Raw genomic sequence first — 16,061 nt, forward strand, 5'->3', positions numbered from 1 at the left:
CTTCTCCCCTCGATTCGTTGGAACAAAGGTGGAACATCCTCCTATTTCGCGTCAAGTTCATGACGCAGGAAAGTTATGGTCCTGTCCCAGGCGAGCGTCGCGGCGGCGGCATTGTAGCGCGCTGCCGAGCTATCGTTGTTGAACGCGTGGTCGACCCCCGGATAGACATGGATGGTCGCCCGCTTACCCGCCTTGCGCAGCGCGTCGCCCCAGGGCAGCGCGGTGGCGTTCACCCGGGCGTCCTTTTCGGCGAGTTGCAGCATCAGCGCGGCGCGGACCTTGGGCGCTTCGGCCGGATCGGGTGCCGGGCCGTAATAGCTGACCCCGGCGGTAAGCGCCGGATCGGCCACCGCCAGTCGGTTGACGAACGCCCCGCCCCAGCAGAAGCCGACCGCGCCAGTGGGCCGGCCCTTGCGCTCGCCCCGCGCCTTGGCAAGGAACGCCTTGGCCTGCGCGAGCGCAAGGTCATAGTCGATCGTGCCGATCATCGCACGCGCCTTGTCCTCGTCGGCCGGAGTGCCGCCCTGCGGCGCGAGCAGATCGGGGGCGATAACGCGGAAACCCGCCAGCGCGACGCGCCGGGCGACATCCTCGATATGCGCGTTCAGCCCGCGATTTTCGTGGATGACCAGCACCAGCGGCAAGTTGCGCTGGCCCTTGGGCGCAGAGAAATAGGCGGTGGCGGGATGGCCAGCTTCGGCACCGCTGACCTTGGCTACATCGAGCCGGGGGTCGTTGGCGGCGACCTGCTGCGCGGCGGCGGGCGATGCGGCGATGCCGGCGATCAGGATTTCGGCGGCGGCGGCCGATCCGGTGAGCGCGACCATCTGCGCCATGAAGGTCCGGCGGTCGTGATGCTCATGCGTGAAGGCGTCGTACAGCGCGATGGCGCTGGCGTTCAGGTCGTCGGACATCGGCATGGCACTCCGCTGTGGAAGTGCGCAGCCTAACCCTTTGCCACCGATACGCAAACGGCCCGGCCACCTTGCGATGGCCGGGCCGGCAATGCGCGAACCGACCTGGCCGGTTCAGCGCTTGAACGGATCGAAGAAGCTCGACGGCTCCGCCGTTTCGCCGCGCTCGGCCAGTTCGGCGTCGCGCGCGGCCTGGGTACGTTCGTTGCGGAGCTGTTCGATCAGCGCCTCGCGATCGCCCTCCAGACGGGTGTCGGTCGGGGCCTCGATACCGGCGGCCTTCGCCGCCTTGCCGACCAGTGCGTCCAGCTCGCGCTGCGAGCACAGGCCCAGCGTCACCGGGTCCTTCGGCGTGATGTTGCCGATGTTCCAGTGCGTCCGGTCGCGGATCGCGGCGATGGTGGTGCGGGTCGTGCCGATCAGCTTGCCGATCGCGCCGTCCGAGATTTCCGGGTGGTTGCGGATGATCCAGGCGATGCCGTCCGGCTTGTCCTGCCGCTTGCTGACCGGCGTATAGCGCGGCCCCTTGGTCCGGCGGACCTGTTCCGGCCCCTTCATCATGATGAGGCGATAGTCGGGGTTCTTCTGCCCCTTCTCGATCTCTTCCATCGTCAGTTCGTGCGCGCGCACCGGATCGCGGCCGGTCAGCTTGGTCGCGGCGGTGTCGTCGGCGATCGCCTGCACCTCGAGGACGTGCAGACCGCAGAAATCGGCGATCTGCGGAAAGGACAAGGCGGTATTGTCGACCAGCCAGGAAGCGGTCGCGTGCGGCATCAGCGGCTGGGCCACGACGGGTCTCCGAAATAGAAAGGGCCGCCCAAACCGGGCGGCCACGTTGGATACGGACTTAGGACAGGTCGTCGCAAAGGGCAAGCGCCGGGGCGCCGGTCGTGTCCGCTTCCTATTCCAGCGTCAGGACGATCTTGCCCACATGGTCGCCCGCTTCCATCCGGCGATGCGCGTCGGCGGCCTGTTCCAGCGGGAAGCAGCGGTCCATCACCGGGCGCAGCCGACCGGCGGCGACATGTGGCCAGACGGTGCGCGACAGTTCGTCGGCGACCATTTCCTTGAACCCCACGTCGCGCGGGCGCAGCGTCGATCCGGTCAGCGTCAGGCGGCGGCGCATGATGTCCCAGATGGGAATAGTGGCGGTCGCCCCGCCCTGGACCGCGATCGACACGTGGCGACCATCTTCGCCCAGGCACTTGATATTCCGCGGCACATAGTCGCCGCCGACCATGTCCAGCACGACGCTGACGCCCTTGCCCTGCGTAATCTCGGCCACCCGCTCGACGAAATCCTCGGTGCGGTAGTTGATGGCCTGCGCCGCGCCCAGATCGCGCGCCGCCTTCGCCTTCGCGTCGCTGCCGACCGTCACGATCACCTCGATACCGAACAGCTTGCCCAGCAGGATCGCCATGGTGCCGATGCCGCTGGTGCCACCATGGACCAGCACGGTGTCGCCCTCCGCCGCATAGCCGCGCTCGAACAAATTGGTCCACACGGTGAACAGCGTCTCGGGCAGCGCGGCCGCCTCCGCCATCGACAGGCCATCGGGCACCGGCAGGCACTGTCCGGCGGATACCGCGACATATTCGGCATAACCACCGCCGGCGAGCAACGCGCACACCGGCTGGCCGATCAGGTGGCCGTCGGCATCGTCGCCGACCGCGACGACATGACCCGCCACCTCCAGGCCGGGGATGCTAGGCGCTCCGGGCGGCGGGGCATAGCCGCCGGTGCGCTGCAGGACGTCGGGGCGATTCACCCCGGCGGCGGCCACGCGGATCAACACTTCGCCCGGCGCAGGGCGAGGCGTCGGCCGCTCGACCACGACCAGCACGTCGGGGCCGCCCGGCTCCGTCGGATCGATCGCACGCATCGCCGCTGGTACGTCCATAACGCTCATCCCCCTGTGTCCGGCGTTATTGACATCGCCAGCGACAGGGTCAACGCTGCATCGCCATGGAACCCGACGAAAATGTTAACCATCTTCGTGGCAACCTGCTGCCCATGTTGCTCGCCGAGGATCTGGACCCGCTGTCGGTCGATGAACTGACGAAGCGTATCGCCGCGCTGGAGGGCGAGATCGCCCGCTGCCGCGCGCGGATCGACCGCGCGAGCAGCCACCGCGCCAGCGCCGACGCGCTGTTCCGGTCATGAGATGTTCCGCCCCGCTTGATGCCGGCGGGCGGCATACCGACATTGGTGGAGACCCGGGTGACCGGGACGCAGGGCCGGCGCGTTCTCGCCGGCCGACCGGAGTGAACTGAATGCCATCCTTCGCATCCGCACTGGAATCCACGCTGCACAAGGCGCTCGAGGCCGCATCCTCGCGCCGGCACGAATATGCGACCCTCGAACATCTGCTGTTCGCGCTGACCGACGATGTCGACGCGGCCAAGGTGATGACCGGGTGCGGCGTCGACCTCGACGAGCTGCGCGCGACCGTCGCTCATTATCTCGACACCGAACTCGACACGTTCAAACTGGACGCCGCGACCGATCCGTCGCCGACCAGCAGCTTCCAGCGGGTCGTGCAGCGCGCGATCCTCCACGTCCAGTCGTCGGGCCGTGACGAGGTTACCGGCGCCAACGTGCTGGTCGCGATGTTCAGCGAGCGCGAGACCTATGCCGTCTATTTCCTGCAACAGCAGGACATGAGCCGCCTCGACGCGGTCAGCTTCATCAGCCACGGCGTCGGCAAGGGCGGATCGACCGCTACCGAAACCCCGGCACCCAAGGGAGCCGAGGAGAAGGAAAGCCCGAAGGCTGCAGACAAGGGCAAGAACGAGAGCGCGCTCAAGCAGTTCTGCGTCGACCTGAACGAAAAGGCCAAGGTCGGAAAGGTCGATCCGCTGATCGGGCGTTCGGCCGAGGTCGACCGCACGGTGCAGATCCTGTGCCGCCGCTCGAAGAACAACCCGCTCTATGTCGGCGATCCCGGCGTCGGCAAGACCGCGATCGCGGAAGGCCTCGCGCGCAAGATCGTCGAGGGCGACGTGCCCGAGGTGCTGTTGCCCGCAGTCATCTATTCGCTCGACATGGGCGCGCTGCTGGCCGGCACCCGCTATCGCGGTGATTTCGAGGAGCGGCTGAAGCAGGTCGTGACCGAGCTGGAAAAGCTGCCCCACGCGGTGCTGTTCATCGATGAAATCCACACCGTCATCGGTGCCGGCGCGACCAGCGGCGGGGCGATGGACGCGTCGAACCTGCTCAAGCCCGCGCTGTCGGGCGGCCAGATTCGCTGCATCGGATCGACCACCTACAAGGAGTTCCGCAACCACTTCGAAAAGGATCGCGCGCTGCTGCGCCGGTTCCAGAAGATCGACGTGAACGAACCCTCGGTCGAGGACACGATCAAGATCCTGACCGGCCTGCGCAGCGCGTTCGAGGAGCATCACAAGGTCAAGTATACCCCTGATTCGATCAAGTCGGCGGTGGAATTGTCCGCACGCTACATCAACGACCGCAAGCTGCCGGACAAGGCGATCGACGTGATCGACGAAGTCGGCGCGATGCAGATGCTGGTGCCCGCGCCGAAGCGGAAGAAGACGATCACGTCGAAGGAGATCGAACAGGTCATCGCGACGATGGCGCGCATCCCGCCGAAGACGGTATCGACCGACGATACGCGCGTGCTCGCCAATCTCGAACTCGACCTGAAGCGGGTGGTGTTCGGGCAGGATGACGCGATCAAGGCGCTGTCCGCGGCGATCAAACTGTCGCGCGCGGGTCTCCGCGATCCCGACAAGCCGATCGGCAACTATCTGTTCACCGGCCCGACCGGCGTCGGCAAGACCGAGGTCGCGCGGCAATTGTCGGAGATCATGGGCATTCCGCTCCAGCGGTTCGACATGTCCGAATATATGGAGCGCCACTCGGTCAGCCGGCTGATCGGTGCCCCCCCGGGCTATGTCGGCTACGACCAGGGCGGTCTGCTGACCGACGCCATCGATCAGCAGCCGCACTGCGTCCTGCTGCTCGACGAGATCGAGAAGGCGCATCCGGACCTGTTCAACATCCTGTTGCAGGTGATGGACAACGGCAAGCTGACCGATCACCACGGCAAGACCGTCGATTTCCGCAACGTCATTCTCATCATGACGACCAATGCGGGTGCGTCGGATATGGCCAAGGAATCGATCGGTTTCGGCCAGATCGACCGCGAGGATGTGCAGGAGGAAGCGGTGAAGAAGCTCTTCACCCCCGAATTCCGCAACCGCCTCGATGCGATCGTGCCGTTCGGTTATCTGCCGCCCGAAGTCGTCGCGCGGGTGGTGGACAAGTTCATCCTCCAGCTCGAACTGCAGCTCGCCGATCGCGGCGTCCATATCCGCCTCGACGAGCCGGCGCGGACGTGGCTGACCGACAAGGGTTATGACAAGCTGTACGGCGCACGCCCGATGGGCCGCCTGATCCAGGACAAGATCAAGCAGCCGCTGGCCGAGGAACTGTTGTTCGGCAAGCTGGTCCATGGCGGCGAAGTGAATGTCGCGTTGAAGGACGGCGCGCTGACCTTCGAGATCACCCCCGCCGCGCCCAAGAAACCGCGCAAGGGTGGCAAGGCCAAGGCGTCGGCCGAAGCCTGATCGATCCTGCACCTGGGGCCGCGACCGTCATGGTCGCGGCCCTTCCTTAATCAATATCTCACGCATTGTGGCATAACGGTCGACACGCGCTTGCGCGCAGTCCCGTCTCTGCCGAAAGCAACATGCCGCCAGCCCTTGCCCGACTGATCGAAACGTTCGACCACGCCGCGGCGATGGTCGCGTTGTACGATCCCGCAGGGCGCATCCTCTTCGCCAACCCGTCCTATCGCCGTGCCTTCTTTCTCGATCCCGACGAGACGCCCGACTGGATCGACCTGATGCGCCGCAACCATGCCCATCGGCGCGGCCCGGTCGTCTCGCACGACGATTTCGAGGCATGGCTGTCGTCGTCGCTGTCGCGGCGGGGCAAGGTGCCGATGCTGTCGATCGAAACCGACATGCACGACGGCAGCTGGCTGCATATCGTCGAACAGACGATGCCCGACGGCCACATTCTGTTCGTCGCACTCGACATCACCCGGATGCGGCAGTCGGAACGCGTGTTGCGACAGGAACGCGACATCGCGCTCAAGAGCGCGTCGACCGATCCGCTGACCGGCATCTCCAATCGCGGGCATATCATGGCCTTGATGGGCGACCGGATCGAACGACGGCGCGCGATACCGCCGCGCAGCACGGTCGCGGTGCTGGTCGATCTCGACCATTTCAAGCGCGTCAACGACCGCTTCGGCCATGTCGGCGGCGATCAGGTGCTGCGTGAATTCGCCCGCATCGTCCGCGCCGATCTGCGCACCTGCGACGGGTTCGGTCGTATCGGGGGCGAGGAATTTCTGATCCTGTTCCCCGGCATGACGATCGCCAAGGCCTGCCGCGCGGTCGACCGACTGCGCGCGCGGATAAGCGACCACATGGTGATCCCGGAAGACGCGGCCTTCCGGATCGATTTTTCCGCCGGGCTGACCGACGTCCGGATCGGCGACACGGTATCCAGCGTCTATAGTCGGGTCGACCGCGCGCTCTACTTCGCCAAGTCCGAAGGACGGGGCACCCTGCGATTGGCAAGCTGACCGCCCGCCCGACCGCGCATCGCGACCGGGCGGGCGCGTGCCGCTACTGCAATACCACCGTCACGGCGCGACGGTTCTGCGCCCAGGCGGCCTCGTCCGATCCCAGCGCCAACGGACGTTCCTTGCCATAGCTGATCGTCGTGATCCGCGACGGCGAGATGCCACGCGTCGCGAGGTAGCTCGACGCGGCATTGGCGCGACGGTCGCCCAGCGCGAGGTTGTACTCGCGGGTGCCGCGTTCGTCGGCATGGCCCTCGATCGTGACGCGGACATTGGGATAACGCGTCAGCCACTGCGCCTGGCTGTCGAGAATCTGCCGCGCGGTTGCGTCGATGTCATACTGGTCGAGGCCGAAATTGATCGTATCGCTGGCAACCGACTGCTGGAAATCGGCACGCGATCCCGGCACGACGCCGTTGGTGCCGGTCCCGGTGCCCGTGCCGCCGGTGCCGGCGTTCGGATCGACGGTCTGCCCCGGTGCGGGGGGCAGTACCGCTGGGCGCTTCTTCGCACAGCCGGCGGTCGCCAGCAGGCCGATAGCGACGAACATCGTCGCGGAAATCTTGGTCATGATAAACCTCCCTTGGTCGTTGCGCCTTCCGCTACAATGCCCCTGTAGCGGAAATGGCCCCCGTTGGTGAAAGGTCAGGGGCGTAGCGGCCCCCAGCTCGGGTCCGATCCGTCGAGCGCGGTCGGAATGCGGCGGATGTTCGCGCCGGTCAGATCGACCGACCAGATCTGTGCCCGGCCCGACCCCTGCGCGCTGCGGAAGAAGGTGAGCACGCGGCCGTTGGGCGACCAGCTCGGCCCTTCGTCACCCCACGCATCGCTCAACAGCTTCTCGCCACTGCCGCCGGGCGACATGATGCCGATGCGGAAAGCTCCGCCACCCTGGCGAGTAAAGGCGATCAGGTCGCCGCGCGGGCTCCAGACCGGCGTCGCATAGCGCCCGCCGCCGAAGCTGATCCGCGTCTGGTTCGATCCGTCGGCATTCATCACGTAGAGCTGCTGCGAGCCTGAGCGATCGCTTTCGAACACGATCTTCGAGCCATCCGGCGAATAGCTGCCGCCGGTGTCGATGCCCGGCGCATTGGTCAGCCGTTGTGGGCTGCCGCCCGATGCGGCCACGCGGTAGATGTCGGTATTGCCCGCCTGCGCCATCGAGAACAGGACATAGCGGCCATCAGGCGAGAAGCGCGGCGCGAAGGTCAGCGACGCATTCTGCACCAGCAACCGCTGCCGCCCGCTGTCGAGGTCGAGGACATAGATCGCCGGCCGCTCGTTGGCGTAGGACATATACACGATCGACTGCTGGTTCGGCGCGAACCGCGGCGTCAGCACGATCGATTGGCCGTTGGTCAGGAAGCGGTGGTTCGCCCCGTCCTGGTCCATGATCGCCAGCCGCTTGATCCGGTTGCCCTTCGGCCCCGTTTCGCTGACATAGACGATGCGGCTGTCGAAATAGGCGCTTTCGCCCGACAGGCGGGTATAGACCGCATCGGCGCATTTGTGCGCGGCGCGACGCCATTCGGCGGGTGCCACGTTGAACCCCTGCCGCGTCAGCTCGGTCCGCCCAAACGTATCGTAGAGATAGCAACCGATGGTCAGCGTGCCGTTCGCTTCGGCGCGGACATAGCCCTGCACCAGCGCCTGCGCGTTGCTCCACGCGGCATAATCGGGCGCCTGCACCTGCGCCATCGCGACCGGCGGCAGGCCGGCGGGGCCGGCGGGCTTGAACAGCCCCGAGTTGCGCAGATCGGTGGCGACGATCTCCGCGAGTTGCCGCCCCAGCGCGTCGGTCGATCCGGCGGGCGTGGACGCCACCTGCGGCGTCGGCATCACCGGCACCGCGATCGGCAGCGGTTCGGAAATGCCGCCCTCGATATCCACCTCGACCTGCGCGAACGCCGCAGGGGCAGCGAGCAGGCTGGCGAGCACCGCCCCCAAGGCCATCGTGACTTTACGCATACATCCCCTCCGGTCAGCCGGGCAGCTTGTAGTTGATGATGATGTCTTTCCACCCGCCGTCATACAGCTCGGCGGGCAGTTCGTACGGCGCGCATTGGGTCAACGCCGCGATCGCCAGTTCGGACACACGCTGCGCATAGCGGCGGTTTTCGTCGTCGATCCCCGTCTGGCCACGCAGTTCGGGCCTGGCGGCAAAGGTGCCGTCCGAGCGCATCTGCAACCGGATGCGCGAGCGGATCTGGTTCGCGCCGGGGCCGGGGTTCGGAATCTTGTTGGCGCAAGGTTGCACCTGCCGCTGGATCGCACTGGCCAGCCCCGCCACCGACTGCGCGCTGACCGCCGTCCCGCGCGGGGTCTGCGCCTTGCCGGGGGCCGGCGTGTCGGCGATGCCCTTCAGGAAATCGTTGCCCAGCCGGCCACCGCGCGGGCGCTGTGCCGTCGCCTGGGCGTTGGCGCCCTCCCCTCGCGTCGTCGCCGGCTTGGCGGCGGGCTTGGCCGGCGCGGCGGCGGGTTTGGCCGGCGCTGCCTTGGGCGGAGCCTTTGCCACGGCGGTCGGCCGCGCCGGCGCCGGACGCGCCGGTTGCCGTGCCGGAGCGGGCCGGGGTTCGGGCTTCGGAGCCGGGGCAGGTTTGGGTGCCGGCTTGGGCACCGGTTTCGGTACGGGCTTCGGCGCGGGCACCGGCTTCGGGGCGGGGCGGGGTTCCGGGCGCGGTGCAGGCTGCGGCCGGGGAGCCGGCGCAGGCGGTGCGGGTTCGGGTTCCGGGGCCGGCTCCGGCTCGCTTGCCGGTTCGCTGGGCGCGGCATCCTCAGGCGGGCCGGTTTCGGGCGCTTGGCTGATCGCGGGGGCGTCGGTCTGTTCCGGCGCGCTCTGTTCGGCCGCCACCTCTTCGGCGAAGCTGACGTCCATCGGCTCGGTCTTGAGCTTCAACGGGTTCGGCGTGGCGAGAAACCCGACCGACAGCAGGCCGAACAGGACGGCATGTCCCGCGACCGCTACGCCAAGCCCGATCTTCTCCGCCTTCTGCATGGGCTTATTGCGCCACGCTGATGAGCGATACGCGGTTCAGCCCGGCACGGTTGAGTTCGCCCAGCACCGCGTTGACCCGACCATAATCGAGGCTGCGGTCGGCGCGCAGCATCACCTGCCGCGGCTCGGTCGCCCCGGCACCCGCGGCTGCGATCTTTTCCAGTTCGCCGGGCAGGTTGTCGGCCGATACTTCGAGATCGTCGATGAAGGTCCGCCCCTCCGCATCCATCGACAGCGTGACCGGCTGCTGCGTCTGTTCGACCGCCTTTGCGCGGCTGTCGGGCAGGTTCACCGGCACGCCGGCGGTCATCAACGGCGCGGTCACCATGAAGATGATGAGCAGCACCAGCATCACGTCGACGAGCGGCGTGACATTGATCTCCGCCATCGGCGCGCGACGCCCTTTTCCCTTTGCCGAGGGCAAGTTGATGCCCATGGCTCAGACGCCTTCGAGCTGGCGCGACAGCGTGGCGTGGAACGCATCGGCGAAGCGGTTCAGCCGCGCCTCGATCCGGTTCACGCGGTGACTGAAGCGGTTATAGGCGATGACCGCGGGGATGGCGGCGAACAGGCCGATGGCGGTCGCGAACAGCGCCTCGGCGATGCCCGGCGCGACGACGGCCAACGAGGTATTCTGCTCGGACGCGATGGCGGTGAACGAGCGCATGATGCCCCAGACGGTGCCGAACAGCCCCACGAACGGCGCGACCGACCCGACCGTCGCCAGCACGTTCAGCCGGTCGGCCAGCGTCTCGCTCTCATCCGCGACGCTCGACGCCATGGCGGTGGCAAGGCGTTCGCGCGTGCCGTCGCGATCGATCTGCTTCGACGCGGTCGACCGGCGCCATTCGCGCACACCGGACGAAAACACGCGGGCGATGGCGGTGTCGCGCGATCCCTGCAACCGGTGGAACGCGTCGATGTCCTCCGCCTGTTCGAACTCGACTTCGAACCGGTCGATGTCGCGGCGGACCTTGCGGGCGCGCACCAGGAAGCCGACGATGATCGCCCAGGTCCAGATGCTCGCCGCCAGCAGGCCCAGCATCACCGCCTTCACCACCCAATCGGCTTGCAGGAAGAGCGCGACCGGCGACATGGTCGCGGCGTCGGTGTTCACGAAAACGTCCATCATGCCCCTTTATCGGTTGCGACCAGCGCGGCGAAGGTGTCGACCCACGCCGCCGGCTGACGACGCGGCCGCCCGTTGGGGGCCACGAACGCGACCTCCACCCGTGCCGACGCCAGTAGAAGATCGTCGCGGATGACTGATTGCTGAATGTCGACCGCCGCCGCCCGCACCCGCTCGACCGTGCTGACCACGACCAGCGCGTCGTTCAGTCGCGCGGGCGCCCGCCAGTCGATCTGCATCGACCGCACGGCATAGGCACCCTCGCCCGCTTCCTGCGCGGCACGCTGATCGATGCCGGCCAGTCGAAGCATGTCGCTGCGCGCCCGTTCGAGGTAACGGAGGTAATTCGCGTGGTAGACGACGCCCGACAGGTCGGTGTCCTCGAAATAAATCCGCAACGGAAAGCGATGCGTGCCGCCGACGAAGCGGCCGCCGGCCGGCTGGTCGGGGTCGGTCATGACCACGGCTTTAACCATTGGCGGCGGTCGGGGAAAGGGGTGACCGGATTAACCCGGAGCTATGGGGTGCGCCGCGCCCATCAGTCGTTGCGGGTAACGGTCACGTTGTTACGCCCCGCCGACCGGATCAACTGCAGGATCGCGCCGACCTGCCGTGCGGACGCCATTGCACCGCCCCGGACGGCCAGCGTCAGCGGCTGGTCATGGTCGGGCAAGGCGCGCAGGGCCGAGACGAAGGCCGAAGCGGCATCGGGCAGGACGAAGGTTTCACCGGTCAGCGTCACCGAACAGCTGGCGTCGGCGGCGAACGCGGCATCGATCACCAGTTGCTCGGCCGGGGCGGCAATCCGCCCCGCCTGTCGCGGACCGATCGCCGCCGATGCCAGCAAATTGCCGCGTTGCCTGCCGTTTCGTTCCATCAATCGAACAACCCATCCTGCACGCCCGCCGGCGGCTCGAACCCCAGATGCTTCCATCCGCCCGCGTTCAGGCAACGGCCGCGCGCGGTGCGGGCGATCATGCCGATCTGGATCAGATACGGCTCGATCACTTCCTCGATCGTGTCGCGCGGTTCGCTGAGGCCCGCCGCCAGCGTCTCCACGCCCACCGGCCCCCCGCGATAGACGTCGGCGATCATCGTCAGGTAGCGGCGATCCATCGCGTCCAGCCCCTTGGCGTCGACCTCCAGCCGGTTGAGCGCGGCGTCGGCGGTGCGGGCATCGACGATCTCGACGCCGGCGACATTCGCGAAATCGCGTACCCGGCGCAGCAGGCGGCCGGCGATGCGCGGCGTGCCGCGCGCACGACGGGCGACTTCGGTCGCGCCGTCCTTGGCGATGCCCAGGCCGAGCAAGCCGGCGGCCCGGCTGACGACGCGGGTGAGTTCGTCGACGGTGTAGAATTGCAGGCGGACCGGAATGCCGAAACGGTCGCGCAACGGCGTGGTCAGCAACCCCTGCCGCGTGGTCGCGCCAACCAGCGTGAAGCGCGGCAGGTCGATGCGGACGCTACGCGCGGACGGCCCCTCCCCGATCATCAGGTCGAGCGCGCGGTCCTCCATCGCCGGATAGAGAACCTCCTCGACCGCGGGATTTAGGCGATGGATTTCGTCGATGAACAACACGTCGCCGTCTTCGAGATTGGTGAGCAGCGCCGCCAGATCCCCCGACTTGGCGATGACCGGGCCGGAGGTGGCGCGGAAGCCCACGCCCATTTCCCGCGCGACGATCTGCGCCAGCGTGGTCTTGCCAAGACCAGGAGGGCCGAAGAACAGCACATGGTCGAGGACATCACCCCGCCCGCGCGCGGCATCGATGAACACGCGCAGATTCTCGCGCGCCGCCTGCTGCCCGACGAATTCGTCGAGCGCTTTCGGGCGGAGCGCAGCGTCGACGTCCTCGGGACGGCGAAGCGGGGTGGTCATACGGTCGTCGGTCACCCGCGTTCCCTAGACGTTCGCGTTCGGCATGGAAAGCGCCTCCCCGGTACGGGGAGCGGGACCAGCGCAGCTGGTGGAGGTGGTGTCCACACACGCAACCGTACCGTATGCGGCTAGCCCGCTCCACCAGCTTCGCTGGTCCCCCTCCCCGTGCCGGGGAGGATGTCAGGTGCGGGACGCCTTGCGCAGCGCCAGCCGCACCAGCGCATCCAAGCCGACGCCCGGCCCCAGTTCCTCGGCCGCCTTGCCGACCGCCGTGGCCGCTTCGGCGGGGCGAAAGCCAAGGTTCAAGAGCGCCGATACCGCGTCGCCTTCCACCCCGTCCCCGCCTGCCGCCGGCGCCACCGCGCCCGGACCGATGGCGATGCCGCCGACTTTGTCCTTCAATTCCATCGCGATGCGCTGCGCCAGCTTCGGGCCGACGCCGTTGGCGCGCGCGATGCTCGCCTTGTCGCCGCGCGCGATCGCCGTGCGGACCTCTTCGGGTGACAGGGTAGACAGGATGCCCAGCGCAACCCGAGCGCCGACGCCCTGCACGCCAGTCAGCAGGCGGAACCAGTCGCGCTCATCCGCGCTCGCGAAGCCGACGAGGCGGATGAAATCCTCCGCGACCAGCATTTCGGTATGAATCGTGACGCTGCCACCGACCGGTCCCAGCGCCTGCAACGTCCGTGACGACGCGCCGACCAGATAGCCGACGCCGTTCACGTCAATGACGGCATGGTCGATGCCGGAGACGGAGAGCGTACCTTTGAGATGGGCGATCATGGTGTGCCTGTCTGAAATGGGTGGCATTGCCGGCGATGCGCTCGCATCTCCATGTCGTCACCCCGGACCTGTTCCGGGGTCCACCGCGGCGCAAATGTCTCCGTCGGTGCGTTCGCGGAACGGTGGACCCCGGAACAGGTCCGGGGTGACGGTAGGGGATGGGGCCGCGTCACGCCCCGATCCCGGTCGAGCGCCGCGCCCTTGCCTGCGCGCTCGCCAGATGGTGCGCGTGAGTGATCGCCACCGCCAGCGCATCGGCGGCATCGGGGCCGGACAGCTTCACGCCGGGCAGCAGGTGGCCGACCATCGCCTGGATTTGTTTCTTGTCCGCGCCGCCGGTGCCGACCACCGCCTTCTTGACGATGCTCGGATGATATTCGCCGATCGCAAGGCCGGCGGTCGAGGCGGATAGGAGCACGACACCACGAGCCTGCCCCAGCTTCAGCGTCGATTGCGCGTTGCTGTTGCCCAACACCTCCTCGACCGCCGCGCCGTCGGGGCGTTCGGTGCGGATCACCTCGCCCAGCGCACCGAACAACAGCGCGAGGCGACGGGGAAGCTGCATCGACGGGTCGGTGCGGATCTGGCCGTTGGCGATATGCGACAACCGGTTGCCATCGGCGCGGATCATGCCCCAGCCGGTCGTGCCGAGACCGGGGTCGAGGCCGAGGATCAGCAAGAGCATCCTCCCCGTGCAGCGGGGAGGAATTGTTCGGTCAACCCAGCTTCTCCATCACTTCGTCGGACACTTCGTAATTGCCCCACACCGTCTGGACGTCGTCATCGTCGTCCAGCGCGTCGAGCAGTTTGAACAGCGTCGCGGCATCGTCCTCGCCGACCGACACCATCGTCTGCGGCCGCCAGGCGAGCTTGGCGCCTTCGGCCTCGCCCAGCACCGGCTCTAGCGCCTTGGCGACTTCGTGCAGGTCGCCCTGTGCGGTCCAGATTTCGTGGCCGTCCTCGCTCGACGTCACGTCCTCGGCGCCGGCTTCCAGCGCGGCCTCGAACACCTTTTCGGCGTCGCCGGCCTTGGCGGGATAGTTGATGAGGCCGACCCGGTCGAACCCGTGGCTGACCGACCCGGCGGTGCCGAGATTGCCGCCGTTCTTCGACACGGCGGTGCGCACGTTGGTCGCGGTGCGGTTGCGGTTGTCGGACAGCGCCTCGATGATGAGCGAAACCCCTGCCGGGCCGAAGCCTTCGTAGCGGATTTCCTCGTAATTCTCCATGTCGCCCTTCGACGCCTTGTCGACCGCGCGCTGGATATTGTCCTTGGGCATCGACTGCGCCTTGGCGGCGTTGATCGCCGCGCGCAGGCGCGGGTTCATGTCGGGATCGGGCAGGCCCATCTTCGCCGCGACGGTGATTTCGCGGCTGAGCTTGCTGAACATGCCCGACCGCTTCTTATCCTGCGCACCCTTGCGGTGCATGATGTTCTTGAATTTGCTATGGCCTGCCATCGGTGCCTCTTTAGGTTCGGGTCCGCTCTTAAGCGGACGGCGCGCGTTGCGCCAGCGCGTCGATCTTCGCCTCCAGCGCCGCCAGCCGGTCGATCACGTCGCTGTCCAGCTTGGCGTGCAACGCGAGGATGTCGATCTCTGCGCGCAAATTGGTTTCATAGTCCAGCCGCGCCGCCAGCCGGTCCTTTTCCGACTGCCGGTTCTGGCTCATCATGATGACCGGTGCCTGGATCGCGGCCAGCGTCGACAGCATCAGGTTGAGAAAGATGTAGGGATAAGGGTCGAACGCCATGCCGAAGTGCGACAGCACGTCGGAATTGAGCAGCATCCACCCCAGCAGTACCGCCGTGAAGGCGATGATGAACCCCCACGACCCGCCGACCGCCGCGACGCGGTCCGCCAGTCGATCGCCATAGGTCGACCGCGCGTCCGATTCGTCGGCGGCGTCGCGGGTGACGGGGGTGCCGCGTTCGATCGCGGACAGGACATGGGCCTCTTCCTCGCCCTGCGGGTCCCCATGCCCTTTCAGCAGGCGGGTCGCGATGTGAAAGACGCTGGCCATGTCCCTGCCCCCGTTGTGTCGGTGTTAGATGCCGAGCGCCTGCTTGTACGTTTCGAGCAGCATGTCCGCTTCGTCGCGGTGATGCTTTTCCATGCGGCGCAGGCGGATGATCGTGCGCATGGTCTTGATGTCGAACCCGGTCGACTTGGCTTCGGCATAGACATCCTTGATGTCGTCGCTGATGCCCTTCTTTTCTTCTTCCAGGCGCTCGATGCGTTCGATGAGCAGGCGGAGCTGTTCCGCCGAGACGTTGTCGGTCATGGATTCCCTTACGATGGTCAAGAATTCGTGAACGGGCGCGCCTAGCCGATCCGGGCGCGCGCCTCAACCGATCAGCGGGGTTCGGTCATCGCCGGTGGGTCGCTGGCCGGGAAGCTGTCGTCCAGTGCCTCGTCCAGCGCGGCGTCGGTCCGGTTCTTCGCCACGCTTTCGTCCATGCGTGCGATCTGTTCGGCGGTCGCGGGCAACTGGTGAGTCGCCTTCCACTGCGCATAGGGCATGCCGTACACCGCCTCGCGGCCCTGCTCCTTCGACAGCCCGGCCGCCTCGCCCAGCCAGTCGCCCAAGCAGTTGCGGCAAAAGCCGGCCAGTCCCATCAGGTCGACATTCTGCGCATCGGTACGATGCTGAAGGTGCCGGATCAGGCGGCGGAAGGCGGCAGCTTGTGCCGCGTCGTCAATTAAATCGATTGTTGCCATCTGATGGCCCTCCAAGGTT

General features: G+C 67.1%; 20 protein-coding genes. 3 read left to right on the plus strand and 17 right to left on the minus strand.

All coding sequences use genetic code 11. The features are described from left to right. Positions 1 to 41: 41 nt before the first annotated feature. The 3 genes from ASE83_RS12450 to ASE83_RS12460 form a co-directional block, all read right to left on the minus strand. Positions 42 to 920 carry a dienelactone hydrolase family protein gene (locus ASE83_RS12450; protein ID WP_235513235.1) on the minus strand — a complete coding sequence of 293 codons (879 nt, stop codon included), beginning with the start codon at positions 918 to 920 and terminating at the stop codon, positions 42 to 44. Positions 921 to 1,028: 108 nt separating this feature from the next. Continuing rightward, entirely contained in the window at positions 1,029 to 1,688 is a 660-nt protein-coding gene (locus ASE83_RS12455; RefSeq protein WP_200921902.1) for a DUF1013 domain-containing protein, read from the minus strand. A 127-nt stretch (positions 1,689 to 1,815) separates the two neighbouring features. After that, positions 1,816 to 2,814, minus strand: coding sequence for an NAD(P)H-quinone oxidoreductase (locus ASE83_RS12460; RefSeq protein ID WP_235513236.1), 999 nt, complete (start codon positions 2,812 to 2,814; stop codon positions 1,816 to 1,818). A gap of 65 nt (positions 2,815 to 2,879) precedes the next feature. Here ASE83_RS12460 and ASE83_RS12465 point away from each other — a divergent pair, with 65 nt between their 5' ends. The 3 genes from ASE83_RS12465 to ASE83_RS12475 all read left to right on the plus strand — a co-directional run bounded on the left by ASE83_RS12465 (position 2,880) and on the right by ASE83_RS12475 (position 6,534). Beyond that, positions 2,880 to 3,077, plus strand: a complete 198-nt coding sequence (locus tag ASE83_RS12465) for a DUF1192 domain-containing protein (RefSeq protein ID WP_055790440.1) — start codon at positions 2,880 to 2,882, stop codon at positions 3,075 to 3,077. 110 nt (positions 3,078 to 3,187) lie between these two features. After that, on the plus strand, positions 3,188 to 5,506 hold the full coding sequence (clpA, locus tag ASE83_RS12470) for an ATP-dependent Clp protease ATP-binding subunit ClpA (protein ID WP_055790445.1): 2,319 nt from the start codon (positions 3,188 to 3,190) through the stop codon (positions 5,504 to 5,506). A gap of 122 nt (positions 5,507 to 5,628) precedes the next feature. After that, entirely contained in the window at positions 5,629 to 6,534 is a 906-nt protein-coding gene (locus ASE83_RS12475; protein WP_200921896.1) for a GGDEF domain-containing protein, read from the plus strand. 43 nt (positions 6,535 to 6,577) lie between these two features. On the opposite strand, the gene pal is transcribed toward ASE83_RS12475, so the two are convergent. The 14 genes from pal to ASE83_RS12545 form a co-directional block, all read right to left on the minus strand. Next, positions 6,578 to 7,105, minus strand: a complete 528-nt coding sequence (gene pal / locus ASE83_RS12480; protein WP_055790448.1) for a peptidoglycan-associated lipoprotein Pal — start codon at positions 7,103 to 7,105, stop codon at positions 6,578 to 6,580. 74 nt (positions 7,106 to 7,179) lie between these two features. Continuing rightward, positions 7,180 to 8,502: a Tol-Pal system beta propeller repeat protein TolB gene (gene tolB, locus ASE83_RS12485; RefSeq protein ID WP_082443328.1), complete on the minus strand. Its 1,323-nt coding sequence runs from the start codon at positions 8,500 to 8,502 to the stop codon at positions 7,180 to 7,182. 13 nt (positions 8,503 to 8,515) lie between these two features. Continuing rightward, on the minus strand, positions 8,516 to 9,529 hold the full coding sequence (locus ASE83_RS12490; RefSeq protein WP_055790455.1) for a hypothetical protein: 1,014 nt from the start codon (positions 9,527 to 9,529) through the stop codon (positions 8,516 to 8,518). A gap of 4 nt (positions 9,530 to 9,533) precedes the next feature. Continuing rightward, complete coding sequence (locus ASE83_RS12495) at positions 9,534 to 9,965, minus strand: ExbD/TolR family protein (RefSeq protein WP_055790458.1); 432 nt, start codon at positions 9,963 to 9,965, stop codon at positions 9,534 to 9,536. Between the two features lie 3 nt (positions 9,966 to 9,968). Beyond that, positions 9,969 to 10,658: a protein TolQ gene (tolQ, locus tag ASE83_RS12500; RefSeq protein WP_443024319.1), complete on the minus strand. Its 690-nt coding sequence runs from the start codon at positions 10,656 to 10,658 to the stop codon at positions 9,969 to 9,971. After that, a complete protein-coding gene (gene ybgC / locus ASE83_RS12505) occupies positions 10,658 to 11,116 on the minus strand; it encodes a tol-pal system-associated acyl-CoA thioesterase (protein ID WP_055790464.1) in 459 nt (152 codons plus the stop codon). The genes tolQ and ybgC overlap by 1 nt, the downstream gene beginning before the upstream one ends. 80 nt (positions 11,117 to 11,196) lie before the next feature. Next, positions 11,197 to 11,535: a hypothetical protein gene (locus ASE83_RS12510; RefSeq protein ID WP_055790467.1), complete on the minus strand. Its 339-nt coding sequence runs from the start codon at positions 11,533 to 11,535 to the stop codon at positions 11,197 to 11,199. After that, a complete protein-coding gene (gene ruvB, locus ASE83_RS12515; RefSeq protein ID WP_055790472.1) occupies positions 11,535 to 12,554 on the minus strand; it encodes a Holliday junction branch migration DNA helicase RuvB in 1,020 nt (339 codons plus the stop codon). The genes ASE83_RS12510 and ruvB overlap by 1 nt, the downstream gene beginning before the upstream one ends. Positions 12,555 to 12,719: 165 nt before the next feature. Beyond that, positions 12,720 to 13,322, minus strand: a complete 603-nt coding sequence (gene ruvA / locus ASE83_RS12520) for a Holliday junction branch migration protein RuvA (RefSeq protein ID WP_055790475.1) — start codon at positions 13,320 to 13,322, stop codon at positions 12,720 to 12,722. 169 nt (positions 13,323 to 13,491) lie between these two features. Beyond that, positions 13,492 to 14,007, minus strand: a complete 516-nt coding sequence (gene ruvC / locus ASE83_RS12525) for a crossover junction endodeoxyribonuclease RuvC (protein ID WP_443024316.1) — start codon at positions 14,005 to 14,007, stop codon at positions 13,492 to 13,494. 31 nt (positions 14,008 to 14,038) lie between these two features. After that, positions 14,039 to 14,782: a YebC/PmpR family DNA-binding transcriptional regulator gene (locus tag ASE83_RS12530; RefSeq protein WP_055763231.1), complete on the minus strand. Its 744-nt coding sequence runs from the start codon at positions 14,780 to 14,782 to the stop codon at positions 14,039 to 14,041. Between the two features lie 28 nt (positions 14,783 to 14,810). Further along, positions 14,811 to 15,344, minus strand: coding sequence for a DUF1003 domain-containing protein (locus ASE83_RS12535; protein ID WP_055790480.1), 534 nt, complete (start codon positions 15,342 to 15,344; stop codon positions 14,811 to 14,813). A gap of 24 nt (positions 15,345 to 15,368) precedes the next feature. After that, positions 15,369 to 15,605, minus strand: coding sequence for a DUF2312 domain-containing protein (locus tag ASE83_RS12540; protein ID WP_055790484.1), 237 nt, complete (start codon positions 15,603 to 15,605; stop codon positions 15,369 to 15,371). A gap of 71 nt (positions 15,606 to 15,676) precedes the next feature. Beyond that, positions 15,677 to 16,042, minus strand: a complete 366-nt coding sequence (locus ASE83_RS12545) for a DUF1244 domain-containing protein (protein ID WP_055790488.1) — start codon at positions 16,040 to 16,042, stop codon at positions 15,677 to 15,679. Positions 16,043 to 16,061: the final 19 nt, after the last annotated feature.

The sequence above is a fragment of the Sphingomonas sp. Leaf32 genome, from assembly GCF_001421765.1.
In the GTDB taxonomy this organism is placed as follows: domain Bacteria; phylum Pseudomonadota; class Alphaproteobacteria; order Sphingomonadales; family Sphingomonadaceae; genus Sphingomonas.